The following is a 17,485-nucleotide window of genomic DNA, read 5'->3' as shown; positions in this document are numbered from 1 at the left end:
CAGGGCTGCAAACATCAAAACCCCCCGTTCCGTTCCGTATCCTGTGCCCGCTCATTCCCAGTCTGTTCGCTCGCAAGCTCCTTCAGAAGCAGTGCGAGTACGCTCCGTACACTCTCTCTACGAATTTCCGCGCGGTCGCCGTTCAACCGCAGAGCCTCCACTTTTCCGCCGCCGGCAGAACCGGAATCTGCTCGGGCAGGTCCGTCCACGGCGACGAAGACCGTGCCGACGGCCTGTCCGTCCTGCGGCTCGGGACCCGCGACACCGGTGGTCGCGATGCCCCAGTCGGTGCCGAGCGCCTTGCGCACGCCCGCCGCCATCTCGGCCGCGACCTGCGGATCCACCGCTCCACGCGCCGTCAGCAGGGCGTCGTCGACACCGAGCAGGTCACGCTTGAGGTCGGTGGCGTAGGCGGTCACCGAACCCCGGAAGACCTTGGACGCCCCGGGGACGGATGTGAGGTCCGCCGCAACGAGGCCACCGGTCAGCGACTCCGCGACGGCGAGCGTCTCGCCCTTCACCGTGAGTAGTCGCACCACGTCGGTGGCCGTGGAACTCACGCTTCCTTCTCCTCCAACGCAGCCTTGCGCTCTGCGATTCCCTGCCTGCGCAGCACAATGGCCTGTTTCACATAGTCGAGCCCGGTCACCACGGTCAGCACGACCGCCGCAGCCATCACCCACCACCGCAGAGTGGCCAGCCACCCCGTAAGCGCCAGCACGTACATGCCGACGGCCACGCCCTGAGTGAGGGTCTTCAGCTTGCCCCCACGGCTGGCGGGGATCACGCCGTACCGGATGACCCAGAAACGCAGCAGAGTGACTCCGAGTTCCCGGCCGAGGATGACGCCGGTCACCCACCAGGGCAGATCGCCGAGCGCGGACAGACAGACCAGAGCCGCCCCCATGATCGCCTTGTCGGCGATGGGGTCGGCGATCTTCCCGAAGTCCGTGACCAGGTTGTACGTGCGCGCCAAATGACCGTCGAACAGGTCGGTGATCATGGCGATGGCGAAGGCGGCCCAGGCGAGGGACCGCCACGCCGGGTCGTAGCCGCCGTCGGCGAGCATCAGCGCGACGAAGGCCGGTACGAGGACCAGCCGGAGCATGGTCAGGAGGTTGGCGATGTTCCAGACACTGGCCTGGTTGACCGCCGCGGCAGCGATCTTCCCGCCCCGCGGGGTCTTCTCTTCGCCCTGCGCGTCGAGGCCACTGTCCTCGCCGGGCACGACCTCGCCGGCACCGGACACCTCCCCGGCAGTCCCGCCGTCACCCACACCGGCCGAGGCTCCGGGCGCCCCGCCCTCGGCCGACCGCATGGCCGGGGCAGCGGGCGTCGCGGCGGCCGCACCGGCCGCTGCCCTCCTCGCGCCGGAGGCGCCTCCCGCCGCGGATGCCGGGACACCGGTCATCTGCCCGCCTCCTCACTCCACGCAGGCGACGCGAGCGAGCCCTGCAGCGGCTCGGCCACCAGGTCGACACCCTCCGTACCGACCACCTTCGCCTCGACCATACGACCGACACGCAGACCCGCGCCGCTCGTGAGGAGCACCTGGCCGTCCGTCTCGGGCGCCTGGTGCTCCGCACGGCCGTACACGCCCTCCTCGTCGACTGACTCCACGAGGACCTTCACGCTCTGGCCGACGCGGTCCTCGGCCCGCTGCGAGACGAGTTCCTCGGCCAGGCGCGAGATGTGGGCCAGCCGCTCGGCGACGACGTCCTCGTCGAGCTTGTCGTCGTAGGTCGCCGCCTCGGTGCCCTCCTCGTCGGAGTACCCGAAGACGCCGATGGCGTCGAGCCGCGCGCCGTTCAGGAACCGCTCCAGCTCGGCGAGGTCGGCCTCGCTCTCGCCGGGGAAGCCGACGATGAAGTTGGAGCGCACACCGGCCTCGGGCGCCTTGCTGCGGATGGTGTCGAGCAGCTCCAGGAACCGGTCGGTGTCACCGAAGCGGCGCATCGCGCGCAGCACGCCGGGCGCGGAGTGCTGGAAGGACAGGTCGAAGTAGGGCGCGATCTTCGGGGTCGAGGTGAGCACGTCGATGAGGCCGGGCCGCATCTCGGCCGGCTGGAGGTAGCTGACGCGCACCCGCTCGATGCCGTCGACCTCGGCGAGCTCGGGCAGCAGGGACTCCAGCAGGCGGATGTCGCCGAGGTCCTTGCCGTAGGAGGTGTTGTTCTCGGAGACCAGCATGATCTCCTTCACGCCCTGCTCGGCCAGCCACCGCGTCTCGTTCAGCACGTCGCTGGGGCGGCGGGAGATGAAGGAGCCGCGGAAGGACGGGATGGCGCAGAAGGAGCAGCGGCGGTCGCAGCCGGAGGCGAGCTTCACCGAGGCGACCGGGGAGCCGTCGAGGCGGCGGCGCAGGGGTGCGCGCGGGCCGGAGGCCGGAGCCAGGCCCTCCGGAAGGTCCGTCGGCGCGACGGCGGGCTCGGCCGGGCCGTGCCCGGGCAGGGCGACGTCGGCCGCCGACTCCTGGCGCTCCGCCGGGCTGATGGGCAGCAGCTTGCGCCGGTCGCGCGGGGTGTGCGAGGCGTGGATGCCGCCGTTGAGGATGGTCTGCAGGCGGTCGGAGATGTCCGAGTAGTCGTCGAAGCCGAGCACGCCGTCGGCCTCGGGGAGCGCTTCGGCGAGTTCCTTGCCGTACCGCTCGGCCATGCAGCCCACCGCCACGACGGCCTGGGTTCTGCCGTGCCCCTTGAGGTCGTTGGCTTCGAGGAGGGCGTCGACGGAGTCCTTCTTGGCGGCTTCGACGAAGCCGCAGGTGTTCACGACGGCGACGTCCGCTTCCTCGGCGTCCTCCACGAGCTGCCAGCCGTCCGCCTCCAAACGGCCTGCGAGCTCCTCCGAGTCCACCTCGTTACGGGCGCAGCCAAGGGTGACGAGTGCGACGGTACGGCGTTCAGGCATGGGCTCAAGACTACTTCGTCCCGCTGACACCCCACGTCGACGGGGTTGGCCGTTTCCCGGCCAACCCCGTATCAACTGGACGTTTCGGTCCGATCACCCGGCTTCGGGGTCGCCCTTCGTGTACGTCAGGCGCTCGACGGACCCCGGCTGGAAGTTCTCCTCGATCTTCTTGCCGTTGACGAAGAGGTCGATCGCGCCGGCGTCTCCGAGGACGAGGTGGACCTTCGAGCTGTCCTGGAAGGTCTTGGTGTCGCCCTGCTTGAGAACGCCGTCGAAGATCATCCGGCCGTTGTGGTCCTTGGCGGCGATCCAGCTGCGGCCGTCGGCGGCGGCCACACGGACGGTCACCTTGTCCTGCGGCGCGGCCGCGATGGCGCTGTCGGACGGTTCGGGCTCGGGGTCGGCGGGCTTCTTGGTCTTGGTGGTCGGGGAGGCGGAGTCGCCGGGCGTGGAACCCTCGGCCACGTTCGCCTCGCTGCTGCCGTCGTCGCCCCGGAACATCGTGAAGCCGACGAAACCGACGACGGCGACGATCGCGGCGACCATGGCCGCGGTCCAGTTGGGACCCCGCCGCTCGGGACGGATGCGTTCCGCCTCGAAGAGAGGAGCTGCCGGGGTCGGTGCCGGGCGCCCGCCGTGCTCGTCGCCGTACTGGGCGAGCAGCGGCGCGGGATCGAGGTGAACGGCCTTGGCCAGGGTCCTGATGTGCCCCCGGGCGTAGACGTCCCCGCCGCAGGCGGAGAAGTCGTCCGCTTCGATCGCGTGCACGATGTTCATGCGGACCCGGGTGGCGCTACTGACGTCGTCGACGGTCAGCCCGGCGGCGATACGAGCCTGCTGCAGGGCACGGCCGATCGAGGGGCGGGCTTCCTCGTGGTCTGCTTCGACGTGCTCGTTTTCGAACGGACGCTCGTCTTCAGGGGAGTTGCCGATGGACACGGGGGCGCCTTTCGAGCGTGTAGCCGCCTGTGCTGGAAGTTCAGTCTAGGGGGGTACCAAAAGGGTGGGGCAACCGGGCGGTGTCACTTTGTACGCCATCGGAATGGCCCGACATTCCGATGGTGGGCTCGCTGGTTGTCGCTTCCCTCAACTTGACGTACGCCGCAGGGAAACGGTTGCTCGATGATCGCTTACGGGTGGGTCACGATCCGGACACCCGTTTGCCGTAACGCCCCGCCAGGCGATCACCGCGTCCCGTTTCCCTACCCTTCAGACTCCCCCCGGATCAGGGCGAGCACGCCATCCAGCTCATCAGGCTTCACAAGAACGTCACGAGCCTTCGAACCCTCGCTCGGTCCGACGATGTTCCGGGACTCCATCAGGTCCATCAGCCGGCCGGCCTTGGCGAAGCCGACCCGCAGCTTGCGCTGGAGCATGGACGTCGACCCGAACTGCGTGGAGACGACCAGTTCGGCCGCCTGGCACAGCAGGTCGAGGTCGTCGCCGATGTCCTCGTCGATCTCCTTCTTCTGCTTGGTGCCCACGACGACGTCGTCCCGGAAGACCGGCGTCATCTGGTCCTTGCAGTGCCGGACGACGCCCGCGATCTCCTCCTCGGTGACGAAGGCGCCCTGCATACGGGTGGGCTTGTTGGCCCCCATGGGCAGGAACAGTCCGTCACCCTTGCCGATGAGCTTCTCGGCGCCGGGCTGGTCGAGGATGACCCGCGAGTCGGCCAGCGAGGACGTGGCGAACGCCAGGCGGGACGGCACGTTCGCCTTGATGAGACCGGTGACGACGTCCACCGACGGCCGCTGCGTGGCGAGCACCAGGTGGATGCCGGCAGCGCGCGCGAGCTGCGTGATGCGCACGATCGCGTCCTCGACGTCCCTCGGCGCGACCATCATCAGGTCGGCGAGCTCGTCGACGATGACCAGCAGGTACGGGTACGGCTGGAGCTCGCGCTCACTGCCCTCGGGCGGTTTGACCTTGCCCTCGCGCACGGCGCGGTTGAAGTCGTCGATGTGCCGGTAGCCGTAGGCCGCCAGGTCGTCGTAGCGCAGGTCCATCTCGCGTACGACCCACTGGAGCGCCTCGGCGGCCCGCTTGGGGTTGGTGATGATCGGCGTGATCAGGTGGGGGATGCCCTCGTACGCGGTCAGTTCGACCCGCTTGGGGTCGACCAGGATCATCCGCACGTCCTCGGGAGTCGCCCGCATCATCACCGAGGTGATCAGGCAGTTGATGCAGGACGACTTGCCGGAGCCGGTGGCGCCGGCGACCAGCATGTGCGGCATCTTCGCCAGCGAGTGCATGACGTAGCCGCCCTCGACGTCCTTGCCGAAGGCGACCAGCATCGGGTCGTCGTCCTCGGCCGACTCCGCCAGGCGCAGGACGTCTCCGAGGTTGACCATCTCCCGGTCGGTGTTGGGGATCTCGATGCCGACCGCGGACTTGCCGGGGATCGGGCTGATGATCCGCACGTCCGGGCTGGCGACGGCGTAGGCGATGTTCTTGGTCAGCGCGGTGATGCGCTCGACCTTCACGGCGGGGCCGAGCTCGACCTCGTAGCGCGTGACCGTCGGCCCGCGGGTGAAGCCGGTGACACTGGCGTCCACCTTGAACTCGGTGAAGACCGTCGTCAGCGACTCGACGATGAGGTCATTGGCGGCGCTGCGCGCCTTGCCCGGGCCGCCGCGCTCCAGCAGGTCGAGGGACGGCAGGGAATAGGTGATGTCGCCGGAGAGCTGGAGCTGCTCCGCGCGCGGGGGCAGGTCGCGTGGTTCGGAGGGCGGAGCCTTGGTGAGGTCGCGCACGCCCGCCCTCGGCTTCTGCGGCCCGGGCTCGTCCTGCTCGGGCTTCTCCTGCTTGGCCTTGTCCTGCTGGGGGCGTGCGGCCGGGACGGGCGTCGGCGTGGTCGCCTCCTGGTCCCCGACCCGTACGCCCTGGGTGAGGTCGGCGACGATCGGGGAGGGCGGCATGCCGTGCAGCACGGCACCGTCGAGGGCGGCGGCGGCCGCCGCGGCGACGTCCACGGCGTCCCTGCGCCGGTCCATGCCGGGCTGCGGCACCGCCGAGCGGCGAGGGCGGCCACGACGCCGGGTGAGGGCCTCCTCCTCGGCGCTTTCCGGGTCGTACGCCGCAGGCGCCGGCGCGCGCCTTCCGCGCGGGCGTGCGGGCAGCGCCTCGCGCCACTGCTCCTCGTAGCGCTCGTCGTCCTCGGCGAAGGCGATCTCGTCCTCGGCCGGGTCGCGGAGGATGCCGAGACGCACCCCGAGCAGCCGCAGCCGCTGCGGAATGGCGTTGACCGGGGTGGCCGTGACGACGAGCAGCCCGAAGACGGTCAGCAGCACCAGCAGCGGCACGGCGAGCACGTCCCCCATGGCGTACGACAACGGGGTCGCCATGGCCCAGCCGATGAGGCCGCCGGCGTCCCTTATGGCCTGCATGCCGTCGCCGCGCGCGGGTGAGCCGCACGCGATGTGGACCTGGCCGAGCACGCCGATGACGAGCGCGGACAGGCCGATGACGATGCGTCCGTTGGCCTCGGGCTTCTCCGGGTGCCGGATGAACCGCACGGCGATGACGGCGAGCAGTATCGGCACGAGCAGGTCGAGCCGGCCGAAGGCGCCGGTCACCAGGATCTCGACGAGGTCGCCCACAGGGCCCTTGAGATCGGCCCAGGTGCCTGCGGCGACGATCAGCGCGATACCGAGCAGCAGCAGGGCGACGCCGTCCTTGCGGTGGGCCGGGTCGAGGTTCTTCGCGCCCTGCCCTATGCCGCGGAACACGGCGCCGACGGCGTGCGCCACACCGAGCCAGACGGCCCGCACGAGCCGGTAGATGCCGCCGGTGGGACTGGGGGCCGGTTTGGGCGCGACCTTCTTGGCCGCGGCCTTCCGGGCGGGCGCCTTCTTCGCGGGAGCCTTCTTGGCGGCGGCCTTCTTCGCCGGAGCCTTGGCGGCCGCCTTCTTCGCGGGCGGCGGCTTCTTGGCTGCGGAGGGACGTGAGGCCATGGGTGTGAGGTTACCGGGGGAGACGGCAGGGGACACGCGTGTGTACCGCTTCACCCGTTCGTGTCGCTCCGGGAGAGGCACGAAACTGACGCGCGGTCACGGGTGGGCAAGCCCGCCTGCGCACGCGTCAGTTCTGCGAGGACACCGAGGAGGTGCTCCCGGTGCCCGGCTCCAGCGCGTCCAGCGCCCGCCGCAACCCCGTGAGCTTGCGCTCCAGATGAGCCGCCGTGGCCACCGCGGCGGCGTCCGTCGACTCGTCGTTGAGCTGCTTGGTCAGCGCTTCGGCCTGCTCCTCGACGGCCGCGCGCCGCGCGGAGAGCTCCGCGAGCAGCCCGGCCGACTCCTTGGCCTCGCCGCCCGCGTCCTTGCCGTTGCCCTCCAACTGGAGCCGCAGCAGCGACGCCTGCTCCCGCAGCTGGCAGTTCTTCATGTACAGCTCGACGAAGACGGAGACCTTCGCGCGCAGCACCCACGGGTCGAACGGCTTGGAGATGTAGTCCACCGCGCCCGCCGCGTAGCCCCGGAAGGTGTGGTGCGGGCCGTGATTGATCGCCGTGAGGAAGATGATCGGGATGTCCCGCGTCCGCTCGCGGCGCTTGATGTGCGCGGCCGTCTCGAAGCCGTCCATACCCGGCATCTGGACGTCCAGCAGGATGACCGCGAAGTCGTCCGTGAGCAGCGCTTTGAGCGCTTCCTCCCCGGACGATGCCCGCACCAGCGTCTGATCGAGCGCAGAGAGGATCGCCTCCAGCGCCAGCAGATTCTCCGGCCGGTCATCGACCAGGAGGATCTTGGCCTTCTGCACCATGGCCCGCCCTCCTCGCCCCGGCGTGGGGCCTCCCCTGTCCGCAGGACCTGCGGCAGCACCGGTGGGTGCCGCCCCAGGGGACGACTCCCTTGCGCCGCCCGTCCTTGTGCCGGTCATCGTAGCCGCACCCTGCCCGTCGCCACACCCTGTCACCGTGATGTCACTGTGCACGTAGCAGAAACGCAGCAGGAGACCAGAAGGTTCCCCAGATCTTGTACTTCTACACGACTATGCGCACACCGAGTCGGCAACTCCGCGTGAACACCGAACCTTCCCGGCATGGTCGCGCAACTGCCCAACGTTCCCCTCATTCCCCTCGCATCCACTGATCCATCACCGCCAGCAGGTGATCGGGGTCGACGGGCTTCGTCACGTAGTCGGAAGCGCCCGACTCGATCGCCTTCTCGCGGTCGCCCTTCATCGCCTTCGCAGTCAGCGCGATGATCGGCAACCCGGCGAACTGCGGCATCCTGCGGATCGCCGTGGTTGTCGCGTACCCGTCCATCTCGGGCATCATGATGTCCATCAGCACGACCGCCACGTCGTCATGCTGCTCCAGGACCTCGATGCCCTCACGTCCGTTCTCCGCGTACAGCACGGACAGGCCGTGCTGTTCCAGAACGCTGGTCAGGGCGAAGACGTTGCGGATGTCGTCGTCGACGATCAGGACCTTCTGACCGCCGAACCGGATGCCGCGGTTCGCCCTGGGCGCCGGCTCCTGCTCGGACGGAGTCCACTGCTCCAGCTGCGCGGGGCGCGGCGGCAGCTCGGGCATCCTGCGGCGCCGCCGGAACAGGGCGGCCGGCCCGTTCTGCGTCTCGCGGTACGACGTCACCTCGGCCGGCGTCTCGGCCTCCACGTCCGACAGCTCGGACGCCGACGCCACCAGGTCACCGGCCTCCAGGGCGGGCAGCTGCTGCTGGTAGCCCTGCGGCGGCAGTTCGCTGGGGTACAGCGGCAGATACAGCGTGAACGTCGAACCACGGCCGGGCTCGCTCTGCGCGTAAATCTCACCGCCGAGCAATTGCGCGATCTCCCGCGAGATGGACAACCCGAGACCCGTACCGCCGTACTTGCGGCTGGTGGTGCCGTCGGCCTGCTTGAACGCCTCGAAGATCACCCGCATCTTGCTGGACGCGATGCCGATGCCGGTGTCGGTCACCGAGAACGCGATGAGCCCCGCGTCCGGATCGGTCAGCGACCCGGTCTCCAGCAGCTGCTCCCGGATCTTCTGCGGCACGTCCTCCCGCGCCGGCCTGATGACCAGCTCCACCGACCCGGAGTCGGTGAACTTCACCGCGTTCGACAGCAGGTTGCGCAGCACCTGCAACAACCGCTGCTCGTCGGTGTGCAGCGTCGCCGGCAGCTCCGGCGAGACCCGCACCGACAAGTCCAGGCCCTTCTCCGCGGTCAGCGGCCGGAAGGTGGCCTCCACGTAGTCCACGAGCTGGACGAGCGCGATCCGTGTCGGGGAGACGTCCATCTTGCCCGCCTCGACCTTCGACAGGTCGAGGATGTCGTTGATGAGCTGCAGCAGGTCCGACCCGGCCCCGTGGATCGTCTCGGCGAACTCGACCTGCTTCGGGGAGAGATTCCCCTCGGCGTTGTCGGCGAGCAGCTTGGCCAGGATCAGCAGCGAGTTGAGCGGCGTACGCAGCTCGTGCGACATGTTCGCCAGGAACTCGCTCTTGTAGCGCATCGACACCGCGAGCTGCTCGGCGCGCTCCTCCAGGACCTGCCGCGCCTCCTCGATCTCGGTGTTCTTCACCTCGATGTCGCGGTTCTGCTGGGCCAGCAGCTCGGCCTTCTCCTCCAGTTCGGCGTTGGACGCCTGGAGGGCCTTCTGCCGCTGCTCCAACTCTGCCGAACGCTCCCGCAGTTGCTCGGTCAGCTCCTGCGACTGCGCCAGCAGCAGCTCGGTCTTGGTGTTGACGGAGATGGTGTTGACGCTCGTCGCGATCATCTCGGCGATCTGGTTCAGGAAGTCCTTCTGGATCTGCGTGAACGGCGTGAAGGACGCCAGCTCGATGACGCCGAGCACACTGCCCTCGAACAGCACCGGCAGCACAATCACCTGCGCGGGCGGCGCCTCACCGAGCCCCGAGGAGATCCTCAGATAGCCGCTCGGCGCGTTCTCCACCAGGATCGTGCGCTTCTCCTCGGCAGCCGTCCCGACCAGCGCCTCACCGGGCTGGAAGGACGTCGGCATGGAGCCCATCGAGTAGCCGTAGCTGCCGAGCATGCGCAGCTCGTACTGGTCCTCGTCCGTGGCGCTGATGTCCTCGCCGTCGACGAGGGGCATCGCCACGAAGAACGCCCCGTGCTGCGCGGAGACGACCGGGGTCAGCTCGCTCATGATCAGCGACGCCACGTCCTCCAGGTCGCGGCGGCCCTGCATCAGCGCGGAGATCCGGGCCAGGTTGCCCTTGAGCCAGTCCTGCTCCTTGTTGGCGATGGTGGTGTCGCGCAGGTTGGCGATCATCTTGTTGATGTAGTCCTGGAGTTCCTGGATCTCCCCGGACGCGTCCACGTCGATCTTCAGGTTCAGATCGCCGCGGGTCACCGCGGTCGCCACGCGCGCGATGGCACGCACCTGCCGGGTCAGGTTCCCGGCCATCTCGTTCACCGACTCCGTCAGGTCCCGCCAGGTGCCGTCCACGTCCCGCACGCGCGCCTGGCCGCCCAGCTGCCCTTCCGTGCCCACCTCGCGGGCGACCCGGGTGACCTCCTCCGCGAAGGACGACAGCTGGTCGACCATCGTGTTGATGGTCGTCTTCAGCTCCAGGATCTCCCCGCGCGCGTCGATGTCGATCTTCTTCGTCAGGTCACCCTTGGCGATGGCCGTGGTCACCATGGCGATGTTGCGCACCTGGCCGGTCAGGTTGGACGCCATCTGGTTCACGGACTCGGTCAGGTCCTTCCACGTACCGGCCACACCGGGTACGTGCGCCTGGCCGCCGAGGATGCCGTCCGTGCCCACCTCACGGGCCACCTTGGTGACCTGCTCGGCGAACGAACTCAGCGTCTTCACCATCGTGTTGATGGTGTCGGCGAGCTGCGCGACCTCACCGCGCGCCTCGATGGTGACCTGGCGTGTCAGGTCACCGTTGGCGACCGCCGCCGAGACCTGGGAGATGTTCCGCACCTGAGTGGTGAGGTTCTTCGCCATCAGGTTGACGTTGTCGCTCAGGTCCTTCCAGATGCCCGTGACACCCGGCACGTGCGCCTGGCCGCCCAGGATGCCCTCGGTGCCCACCTCACGGGCCACCCGGGTCACCTGCTCGGCGAAGGAGGAGAGCTGGTCCACCATCGTGTTGACGGTCGTGACCAGTTCGAGGATCTCGCCCTTGGCGTCGACGGTGATCTTCTTCGACAGATCGCCCCGGGCCACCGCCGTCGTGACCTCGGCGATGTTGCGCACCTGGATGGTCAGGTTGTTGGCCATGCCGTTCACGGACTGGGTGAGGTCCTTCCAGGTGCCGGAGACGCCCTGCACCTCGGCCTGACCGCCGAGGATGCCCTCCGTACCCACCTCACGGGCCACACGCGTGACCTCCTCGGCGAACGAAGACAGCTGGTCCACCATCGTGTTCAGCGTGTTCTTCAGCTCCAGGATCTCCCCGCGCGCGTCCACGGTGATCTTCTGGGACAGGTCACCCCGGGCCACCGCCGTGGCCACCTGGGCGATGTTGCGCACCTGGCCGGTCAGTTTGGACGCCATGCCGTTCACGGAGTCCGTCAGGTCACGCCACACACCGGCCACACCCGGCACCTGCGCCTGACCGCCCAGCCGGCCGTCCGTACCCACCTCGCGCGCGACCCGGGTCACCTGGTCGGCGAAGGCCGAGAGCTGGTCGACCATCGTGTTGATGGTGTTCTTCAGCTCCAGGATCTCGCCGCGCGCGTCCACGTCGATCTTCTGCGACAGGTCACCCCGGGCCACCGCCGTCGTCACCTGCGCGATGTTGCGCACCTGGGAAGTGAGGTTCCCGGCCATCGAGTTGACGGAGTCGGTGAGCTCCTTCCAGGTGCCCGAGACACCGTCCACCCGGGCCTGACCGCCCAGGCGGCCCTCCGTGCCCACGTCCCGGGCCATCCGCGTCACCTGGTCGGCGAAGCTCGACAGCTGGTCCACCATCGTGTTCACGGTGTTCTTCATCTTGAGCATCTCGCCGGAGACGTCGACGGTGACCTTCTGCGAGAGGTCGCCGTTGGCCACCGCCGTCGTCACCTGCGCGATGTTCCGCACCTGTCCGGTGAGGTTCCGGAACGCCGTGTTGACGGAGTCCGTGAGGTCCTTCCAAGTCCCGGCCACACCCGGCACCTGCGCCTGACCGCCCAGCTCACCCTCGACACCGATCTCCCGTGCCACACGCGTCACTTCGGCACCGAAGGCGGACAGCTGGTCGACCATCGTGTTGACGGTGTTCTTCAGCTCCAGCATCTCGCCGGCCACGTCCACGGTGACCTTCTGCGACAGATCACCATTGGCCACGGCCGTCGTCACGGCCGCGATGTCCCGCACCTGAGTGGTCAGGTTCCGGAAGACCGTGTTCACCGAATCGGTGAGGTCCTTCCACGTCCCCGCCGCACCCGGCACGTTCGCCTGGCCCCCGAGCTGCCCCTCGGCCCCGACCTCGTTGGCCACGCGCGTGACCTCGTCCGCGAAGATCCGCAGCGTCTCGGTCATCTGGTTGATCGTGTCGGCGAGCTGGGCGACCTCACCGCGCGCCGGCACGGTCACCTTGCGTGACAGGTCACCGTTGGCGACCGCGGTCGTCACCTCCGCGATCCCGCGCACCTGGGCCGTGAGGTTCCCGGCCATGGTGTTCACCGAATCGGTCAGTTCTTTCCACACACCGGCGACGCCCGGCACCTGCGCCTGACCGCCCAGCGCACCCTCGGTGCCCACCTCCCGGGCCACCCGGGTCACCTCGGAGGAGAACGCCGACAGCTGGTCCACCATCGTGTTGACGGTGTTCTTCAGCTCCAGCATCTCGCCGGCGACCTGGACCGTGACCTTCCGGGACAGATCACCCTTGGCGACCGCCGTCGTCACCAGCGCGATGTCCCTCACCTGGGCCGTGAGCCGGTTCGCCATCGTGTTGACGGAGTCCGTCAGGTCCCGCCACGAACCCGACATGCCCCGTACACGGGCCTGCCCGCCCAGCTTGCCCTCGGTGCCCACCTCACTGGCCACACGCGTGACCTCGTCGGTGAACGTCGACAGCTGGTCGACCAGGTTGTTGACGGTCCGCCCGACCTTGAGGAACTCTCCCCGCAGGGGCTGACTGTTCCCGTCCGGCGCCTGAGTCCGCAGCTCCATCCGCGGCGACAGATCACCCTCAGCCACCGCCGACAGCACCCGGCCGACCTCGGAAACCGGCCGCACCAAGTCGTCCACCAGGGCGTTCGAGTTGTCGATCGCCGTCGCCCAGGAGCCCTCACAGGCACCCGTCTCCAGCCGCTCGGTGAGCTTGCCCTCGCGACCCACCATCCGCCGCACCCGCGACAGCTCACCCGTCAGATGCAGATTGCGGTCGGCCACTTCGTTGAAGACCGCGGCGATCTCGGCCATCACACCGTCGCCGGAGACCGTGAGCCGCTTGCGGAAGTTCCCGTCCCGCATCGACACCAGGGCCGCCATCAGCCGGTTCAGGGCCGCCGTGTCCACCTCGGTCGTGCCACTGCGTACCTTGCCCTGGTTGATCGGGGACTGTCCGCCTTTCGCGCGCGCCTTCTTGCCACGCGTCGCTGCGCCAGACTCCACTGTGTCCCTCCCGCAGGGGTCGACCGTCTCTGCTGTGCTCGGGTACCACGCTCGGCGTACCGGTTACTACTGCGTATTCTCTGCCCTGCATGCCAGGCCGCTTCCAGTGGGCTGCTGCCCAAGGTCACCTCCGGGCACACAGCCTGCCCTGACCTTCACAAGAAGCTTGCCCAGTGTTTCACCCTGGCCGAACCAGGCCATAACAGTTCGGCAGCTTCGCACATCGTCCGCACACCCTCCGGGCGGAAACACTGCAGACCGGCATCCGCATGGACCGCGAAGGTAAGTAACCTTGCATCCGGCTGTCCAGCCACGCCGGTCCGTCCGGCCTGGGCGGTGGCACGAAGACGAGCGGGCATCGGAGGGGCGGCCGCACACAACATGACCACCGGACTGATCCCGGGGGGACAGCCCCCGGACCCCCGGCCGACGGGCGCCCTGCCCCAGCAGCGGCGCGAGCCGGCCGGCCACGCAGCCCAGCACGTCGAGAACCGGTCGAGGAGTTCTGTGATCACCGCGCGCGCGGCCGCCAGTTTCGAGCCCGTCGGGCGATCGGTCGCGAGCGCCCGCTCCTTTGTCCGCGACACCCTCCAGGGCTGGGGCTTCGCGGACATCGTCGACGACGCCGTCGTTCTCACGAGCGAACTGGTGACCAACGCCGTGGTCCACGCCGGCACCTCCGCCGACGTGCTGTGCCTGCGCAGCGACGAGGGCGTCCGCATCGAGGTGGCCGACCGCTACCCCGAACGCGAGATCCCCCTCCAGGGTACGGCCGTCAACATGGGTAGCCCCGACCGCGAGGGCGGCCGCGGCCTTCAGCTGTGCGCGGCCCTCGCCGGCCGCTGGGGCGTCGAGTACATCCCCACCCACAAGACCGTCTGGTTCCAACTGGACCTGCCCGCACGCGCGGTGGGCACCCGAGCGGCCGGCCCTGCCCTCCCCTCTGAACTCCTCCCCCTCGCCGACAGCCGGGTCCGCGTGGCCGTCGTCCAGGTCGACCGCACCGGCCACATCGCCGCCTGGAACGAGGACGCCGAGGACCTCTTCGGCTACTCGGCCGAGCAGGTCACCGGCAAGCCCCTGACCGACCTCGCGGCCTGGCCGCACACCCCCGGCACCAGCACCGGCATCGCCGAGGCCCTGCGCCTCTCCCGCTGGGAAGGCAGCTACGGCATCCGCGCCTCCACCGGCCGCGTCACCCCCGTCTACGCCTCCCACCTGCGCGTCCGCGACACCGCAGGCGAGCCGTCAACCGTGTGCCTCCTGGTACGGGACCACGAACGGGCAGTTCTGCAGACCCCGCTGCGCGGCCCCGCCTCCGACAGCTCCACCCGCTCCGAGGGGCAGAACACCGACCCCTTCGAGGTGTTCATCGGCTACCCCGCCCCGGACGACCTCGACGGCCTCCTCCAGCGCACGGTGGAGCGCGCCCGCGACATGCTCGACGGCGACTCGGCGTTCCTCCTGCTGGCCACGGACGACGAGACGGAGCTGGAGGTCCGTGCCTCAACCGGCCTGCCCTCGGCCCGCCAGCGCTTCGCACGCGTCCCCGTCGAGGCCGGCCCCGGCCGCTACGGTTCGGCCCGCATGCCTGCCGTCCACGACGATCTGACGGCGGTCCCTGGCGCGGTACCGCTTCTGAACGGCACGGGCATGCGCTCGGTCGTCACGGTCCCGCTGAAGGTGGAGGGCCGTCTCACAGGGTCCCTCGGCGTCGCCGCCGAGGCGCCCGGCAGATACTCCAACGAGGAGGCCCTGCGCCTCCAGTTCGCCGCCGACCGCATCGCGCTCGCCGTCGAATCGGCCCGCCTCGGCGAACTGGAACGTCTGCGCCGCGGCTCCCTGAACTTCCTGGTGGAGGCCTCCGACCTACTCGCAGGCACCCTGGACCGCGACCAGACCCTCGCCCTGATGGCCCAGATGACGGTCCCCACCCTCGCCACCTGGTGCGCCGTCTACACCATCGCCCACCAGGCCTCGGAGCCATACCTGTCGTACGTCCTGCATGAGGACGAGGAACTCATCGACGGCATCAAGTCCCTGCTGTCGAAGATCGCCCCGCCCGACCCGGTGCCGACCCCCGGAGCACGCGTCTGGTCGGCCCCCGGCGAGATGGCCCACCAGGCGGCTCTGCGCAGCTCCATGCGCAGCCTCGGTCTCAGCGGCAGCCAGACCCGTCAGGTCACGCCCGGCATCGGTCCCACTCTTGCGACCGCCTCCGCCGTCGGCGGCGAGACCGTGGTCCTCCCGCTGGTCGCCCGCAACCGTGTCATCGGCATGCTGACCCTCGGCAAGCCCACCGACGAACACTTCCGCCAGGAGATCCTGGAACTGGCCGAGGACCTCTCCCGCCGAGCCGCCCTGGCCCTGGACAACGCCCGCCTCTACTCGGAGCGCACGGCGATCAGCCAGTCCCTCCAGCGCAGCCTCCTGCCCCCGGAGCTCCCCGAGATCGACGGAGTCGAGGTCGAGGTCATCTACCGCGCCGCCGGCGAGGGCAACGAGGTCGGCGGCGACTTCTACGACGTCTTCCCCATCCGCGACGGCGCCTACGGCTTCGCCATCGGCGACGTCTGCGGCACGGGCCCGAACGCGGCAGCGGTCACCGGCCTGGCCCGCCACGCCCTGCGCCTCCTGGCCCGCGAGGGCCTCACCGGCCCGACGGTCCTGGAACGCCTGAACTCCGCGATCCTCGACGAAGGCGCCCGCAGCCGCTTCCTCACCCTCCTCTACGGCGAGATGCGCCCCCAGGAGGACGGCAGCGCGGAACTGAAGGTCGTCTGTGCCGGCCACCCGCTCCCGCTGCGCCTGCGCCAGGACGGCACGGTCGAACCGGCCGCCGAGCCCCAGCCGCTGCTCGGCGTCATCGAGGATCTGGAGCTCTACGAGCAGACCGTCACCCTCGACCCGGGCGACGTCCTCCTGTGCGTCACGGACGGCGTCACCGAACGCCGCGAGGGCGCCCGCATGCTCGGCGACGACGGCCTCGCCGACGTCCTCACGACCTGCACGGGTCTCACGGCCGGCGCAGTGGCTGCCCGCATCATGCGCGCGGTGGAACGCTTCGCGTCGGATGCCCCTTCGGACGACATGGCGATCCTCGCGATGCGCGTCCCCGGCCTCCACCAGGACTAGGGAAACGCAAAAGGCCCCACCCGTGAGGGTGGGGCCTTTTAGTGCTTGAGCCCCCAAGCGGAATCGAACCGCTGACCTTCTCCTTACCATGGAGACGCTCTACCGACTGAGCTATAGGGGCCTGTTGCTTTGCGAGGTCTCCCCCGCGGCAACGGAATAGATCATACCCCGAACAGACCCGTGCTCCCAACCACGTCAGAAGGCGGGCTGGAGAAGCCCTCCGAGAGCGTTGCAGGCCGACACGATCCGGTGCATGTCCCGCTTGGTCAGCGACGCGTCCACGGGCAGAGCGAGAGTCTCATCGGAAGCCCGCTCGGTCTCCGGCAGCGCGACACAGCGACGGAATTCGGGCAGCCGGTGCACGGGCGTCTTCACCGGCACCCGGCACTCGACTCCCCTGGCCCGCACGGCTCGCGCGAAGGCGTCCCGATCGGGCCGGCCATTACCCGGAACCCGCACGACGTACTGCTGATAGGTGTGCCCGTCGCCGTCGTCCGGCGTCCGCACACCCCTCAACTTGGCATCGAGATAAGCCGCGCGCTCCCTGCGCTGCGCTATCTCGTCGTACGGCGCCTCCGACTCCCCTTGCTCCAGCACCAGCAGCCCGTGCCGCTGCCCGAGGGCGTGCAGCCGACCGATGTCGGCGAGCCGGCCGAAGCGGTGCACGACGACGACGGCCGCGGTCCGCGAGGTGACCGCTGCTTCCACAGCAGCGGCGTCGAGACAGTAGGTGGCGGGGTCTATGTCGGCGAACACCGGCAGAGCCCCGGCCATGGTCACGGCTTCGGCGACCTCGACGTTCCCGAAGGCCGGCACGACGACCTCGTCACCGAGTCCGACCCCGGCGGCCCTGAGCATTGCAGCAGTACCCATGCAATGGATGTTCGTTGCGCAACGTGAACTTCAAGT

General features: G+C 69.3%; 9 protein-coding genes and 1 tRNA gene. 1 reads left to right on the top strand and 9 read right to left on the bottom strand.

Annotated elements, in window-relative coordinates; translation table 11 throughout:
- Positions 1-14: 14 nt before the first annotated feature.
- The 7 genes from RFN52_RS29645 to RFN52_RS29615 form a co-directional block, all read right to left on the bottom strand.
- Entirely contained in the window at positions 15-560 is a 546-nt protein-coding gene (locus RFN52_RS29645) for a CinA family protein (protein WP_184850641.1), read from the bottom strand.
- On the bottom strand, positions 557-1,411 hold the full coding sequence (pgsA, locus tag RFN52_RS29640) for a CDP-diacylglycerol--glycerol-3-phosphate 3-phosphatidyltransferase (protein ID WP_184850639.1): 855 nt from the start codon (positions 1,409-1,411) through the stop codon (positions 557-559). The genes RFN52_RS29645 and pgsA overlap by 4 nt, the downstream gene beginning before the upstream one ends.
- Entirely contained in the window at positions 1,408-2,907 is a 1,500-nt protein-coding gene (gene rimO, locus RFN52_RS29635) for a 30S ribosomal protein S12 methylthiotransferase RimO (RefSeq protein ID WP_184850637.1), read from the bottom strand. The genes pgsA and rimO overlap by 4 nt, the downstream gene beginning before the upstream one ends.
- A 93-nt stretch (positions 2,908-3,000) precedes the next feature.
- Complete coding sequence (locus tag RFN52_RS29630) at positions 3,001-3,846, bottom strand: helix-turn-helix domain-containing protein (RefSeq protein WP_184850635.1); 846 nt, start codon at positions 3,844-3,846, stop codon at positions 3,001-3,003.
- Positions 3,847-4,109: 263 nt separating this feature from the next.
- Positions 4,110-6,863: a DNA translocase FtsK gene (locus tag RFN52_RS29625; RefSeq protein ID WP_184850633.1), complete on the bottom strand. Its 2,754-nt coding sequence runs from the start codon at positions 6,861-6,863 to the stop codon at positions 4,110-4,112.
- A 127-nt stretch (positions 6,864-6,990) separates the two neighbouring features.
- Positions 6,991-7,671, bottom strand: coding sequence for a response regulator (locus RFN52_RS29620; protein ID WP_184850631.1), 681 nt, complete (start codon positions 7,669-7,671; stop codon positions 6,991-6,993).
- 307 nt (positions 7,672-7,978) lie between these two features.
- Complete coding sequence (locus RFN52_RS29615) at positions 7,979-13,441, bottom strand: HAMP domain-containing protein (RefSeq protein ID WP_311241083.1); 5,463 nt, start codon at positions 13,439-13,441, stop codon at positions 7,979-7,981.
- Between the two features lie 381 nt (positions 13,442-13,822).
- Here RFN52_RS29615 and RFN52_RS29610 point away from each other — a divergent pair, with 381 nt between their 5' ends.
- A complete protein-coding gene (locus RFN52_RS29610) occupies positions 13,823-16,576 on the top strand; it encodes a SpoIIE family protein phosphatase (protein WP_184850627.1) in 2,754 nt (917 codons plus the stop codon).
- 48 nt (positions 16,577-16,624) lie between these two features.
- Here RFN52_RS29610 and RFN52_RS29605 read toward each other — a convergent pair.
- Positions 16,625-16,697: transfer RNA gene (locus tag RFN52_RS29605), tRNA-Thr, on the bottom strand.
- 74 nt (positions 16,698-16,771) lie between these two features.
- Positions 16,772-17,434, bottom strand: a complete 663-nt coding sequence (locus RFN52_RS29600) for a DegT/DnrJ/EryC1/StrS family aminotransferase (RefSeq protein WP_184854078.1) — start codon at positions 17,432-17,434, stop codon at positions 16,772-16,774.
- Positions 17,435-17,485: the final 51 nt, after the last annotated feature.

The organism is Streptomyces collinus (assembly GCF_031348265.1).
In the GTDB taxonomy this organism is placed as follows: domain Bacteria; phylum Actinomycetota; class Actinomycetes; order Streptomycetales; family Streptomycetaceae; genus Streptomyces; species Streptomyces collinus.
Note: the sequence above shows the minus strand (reverse complement) of the source record. Positions and strands in the feature narration are given on the sequence as shown.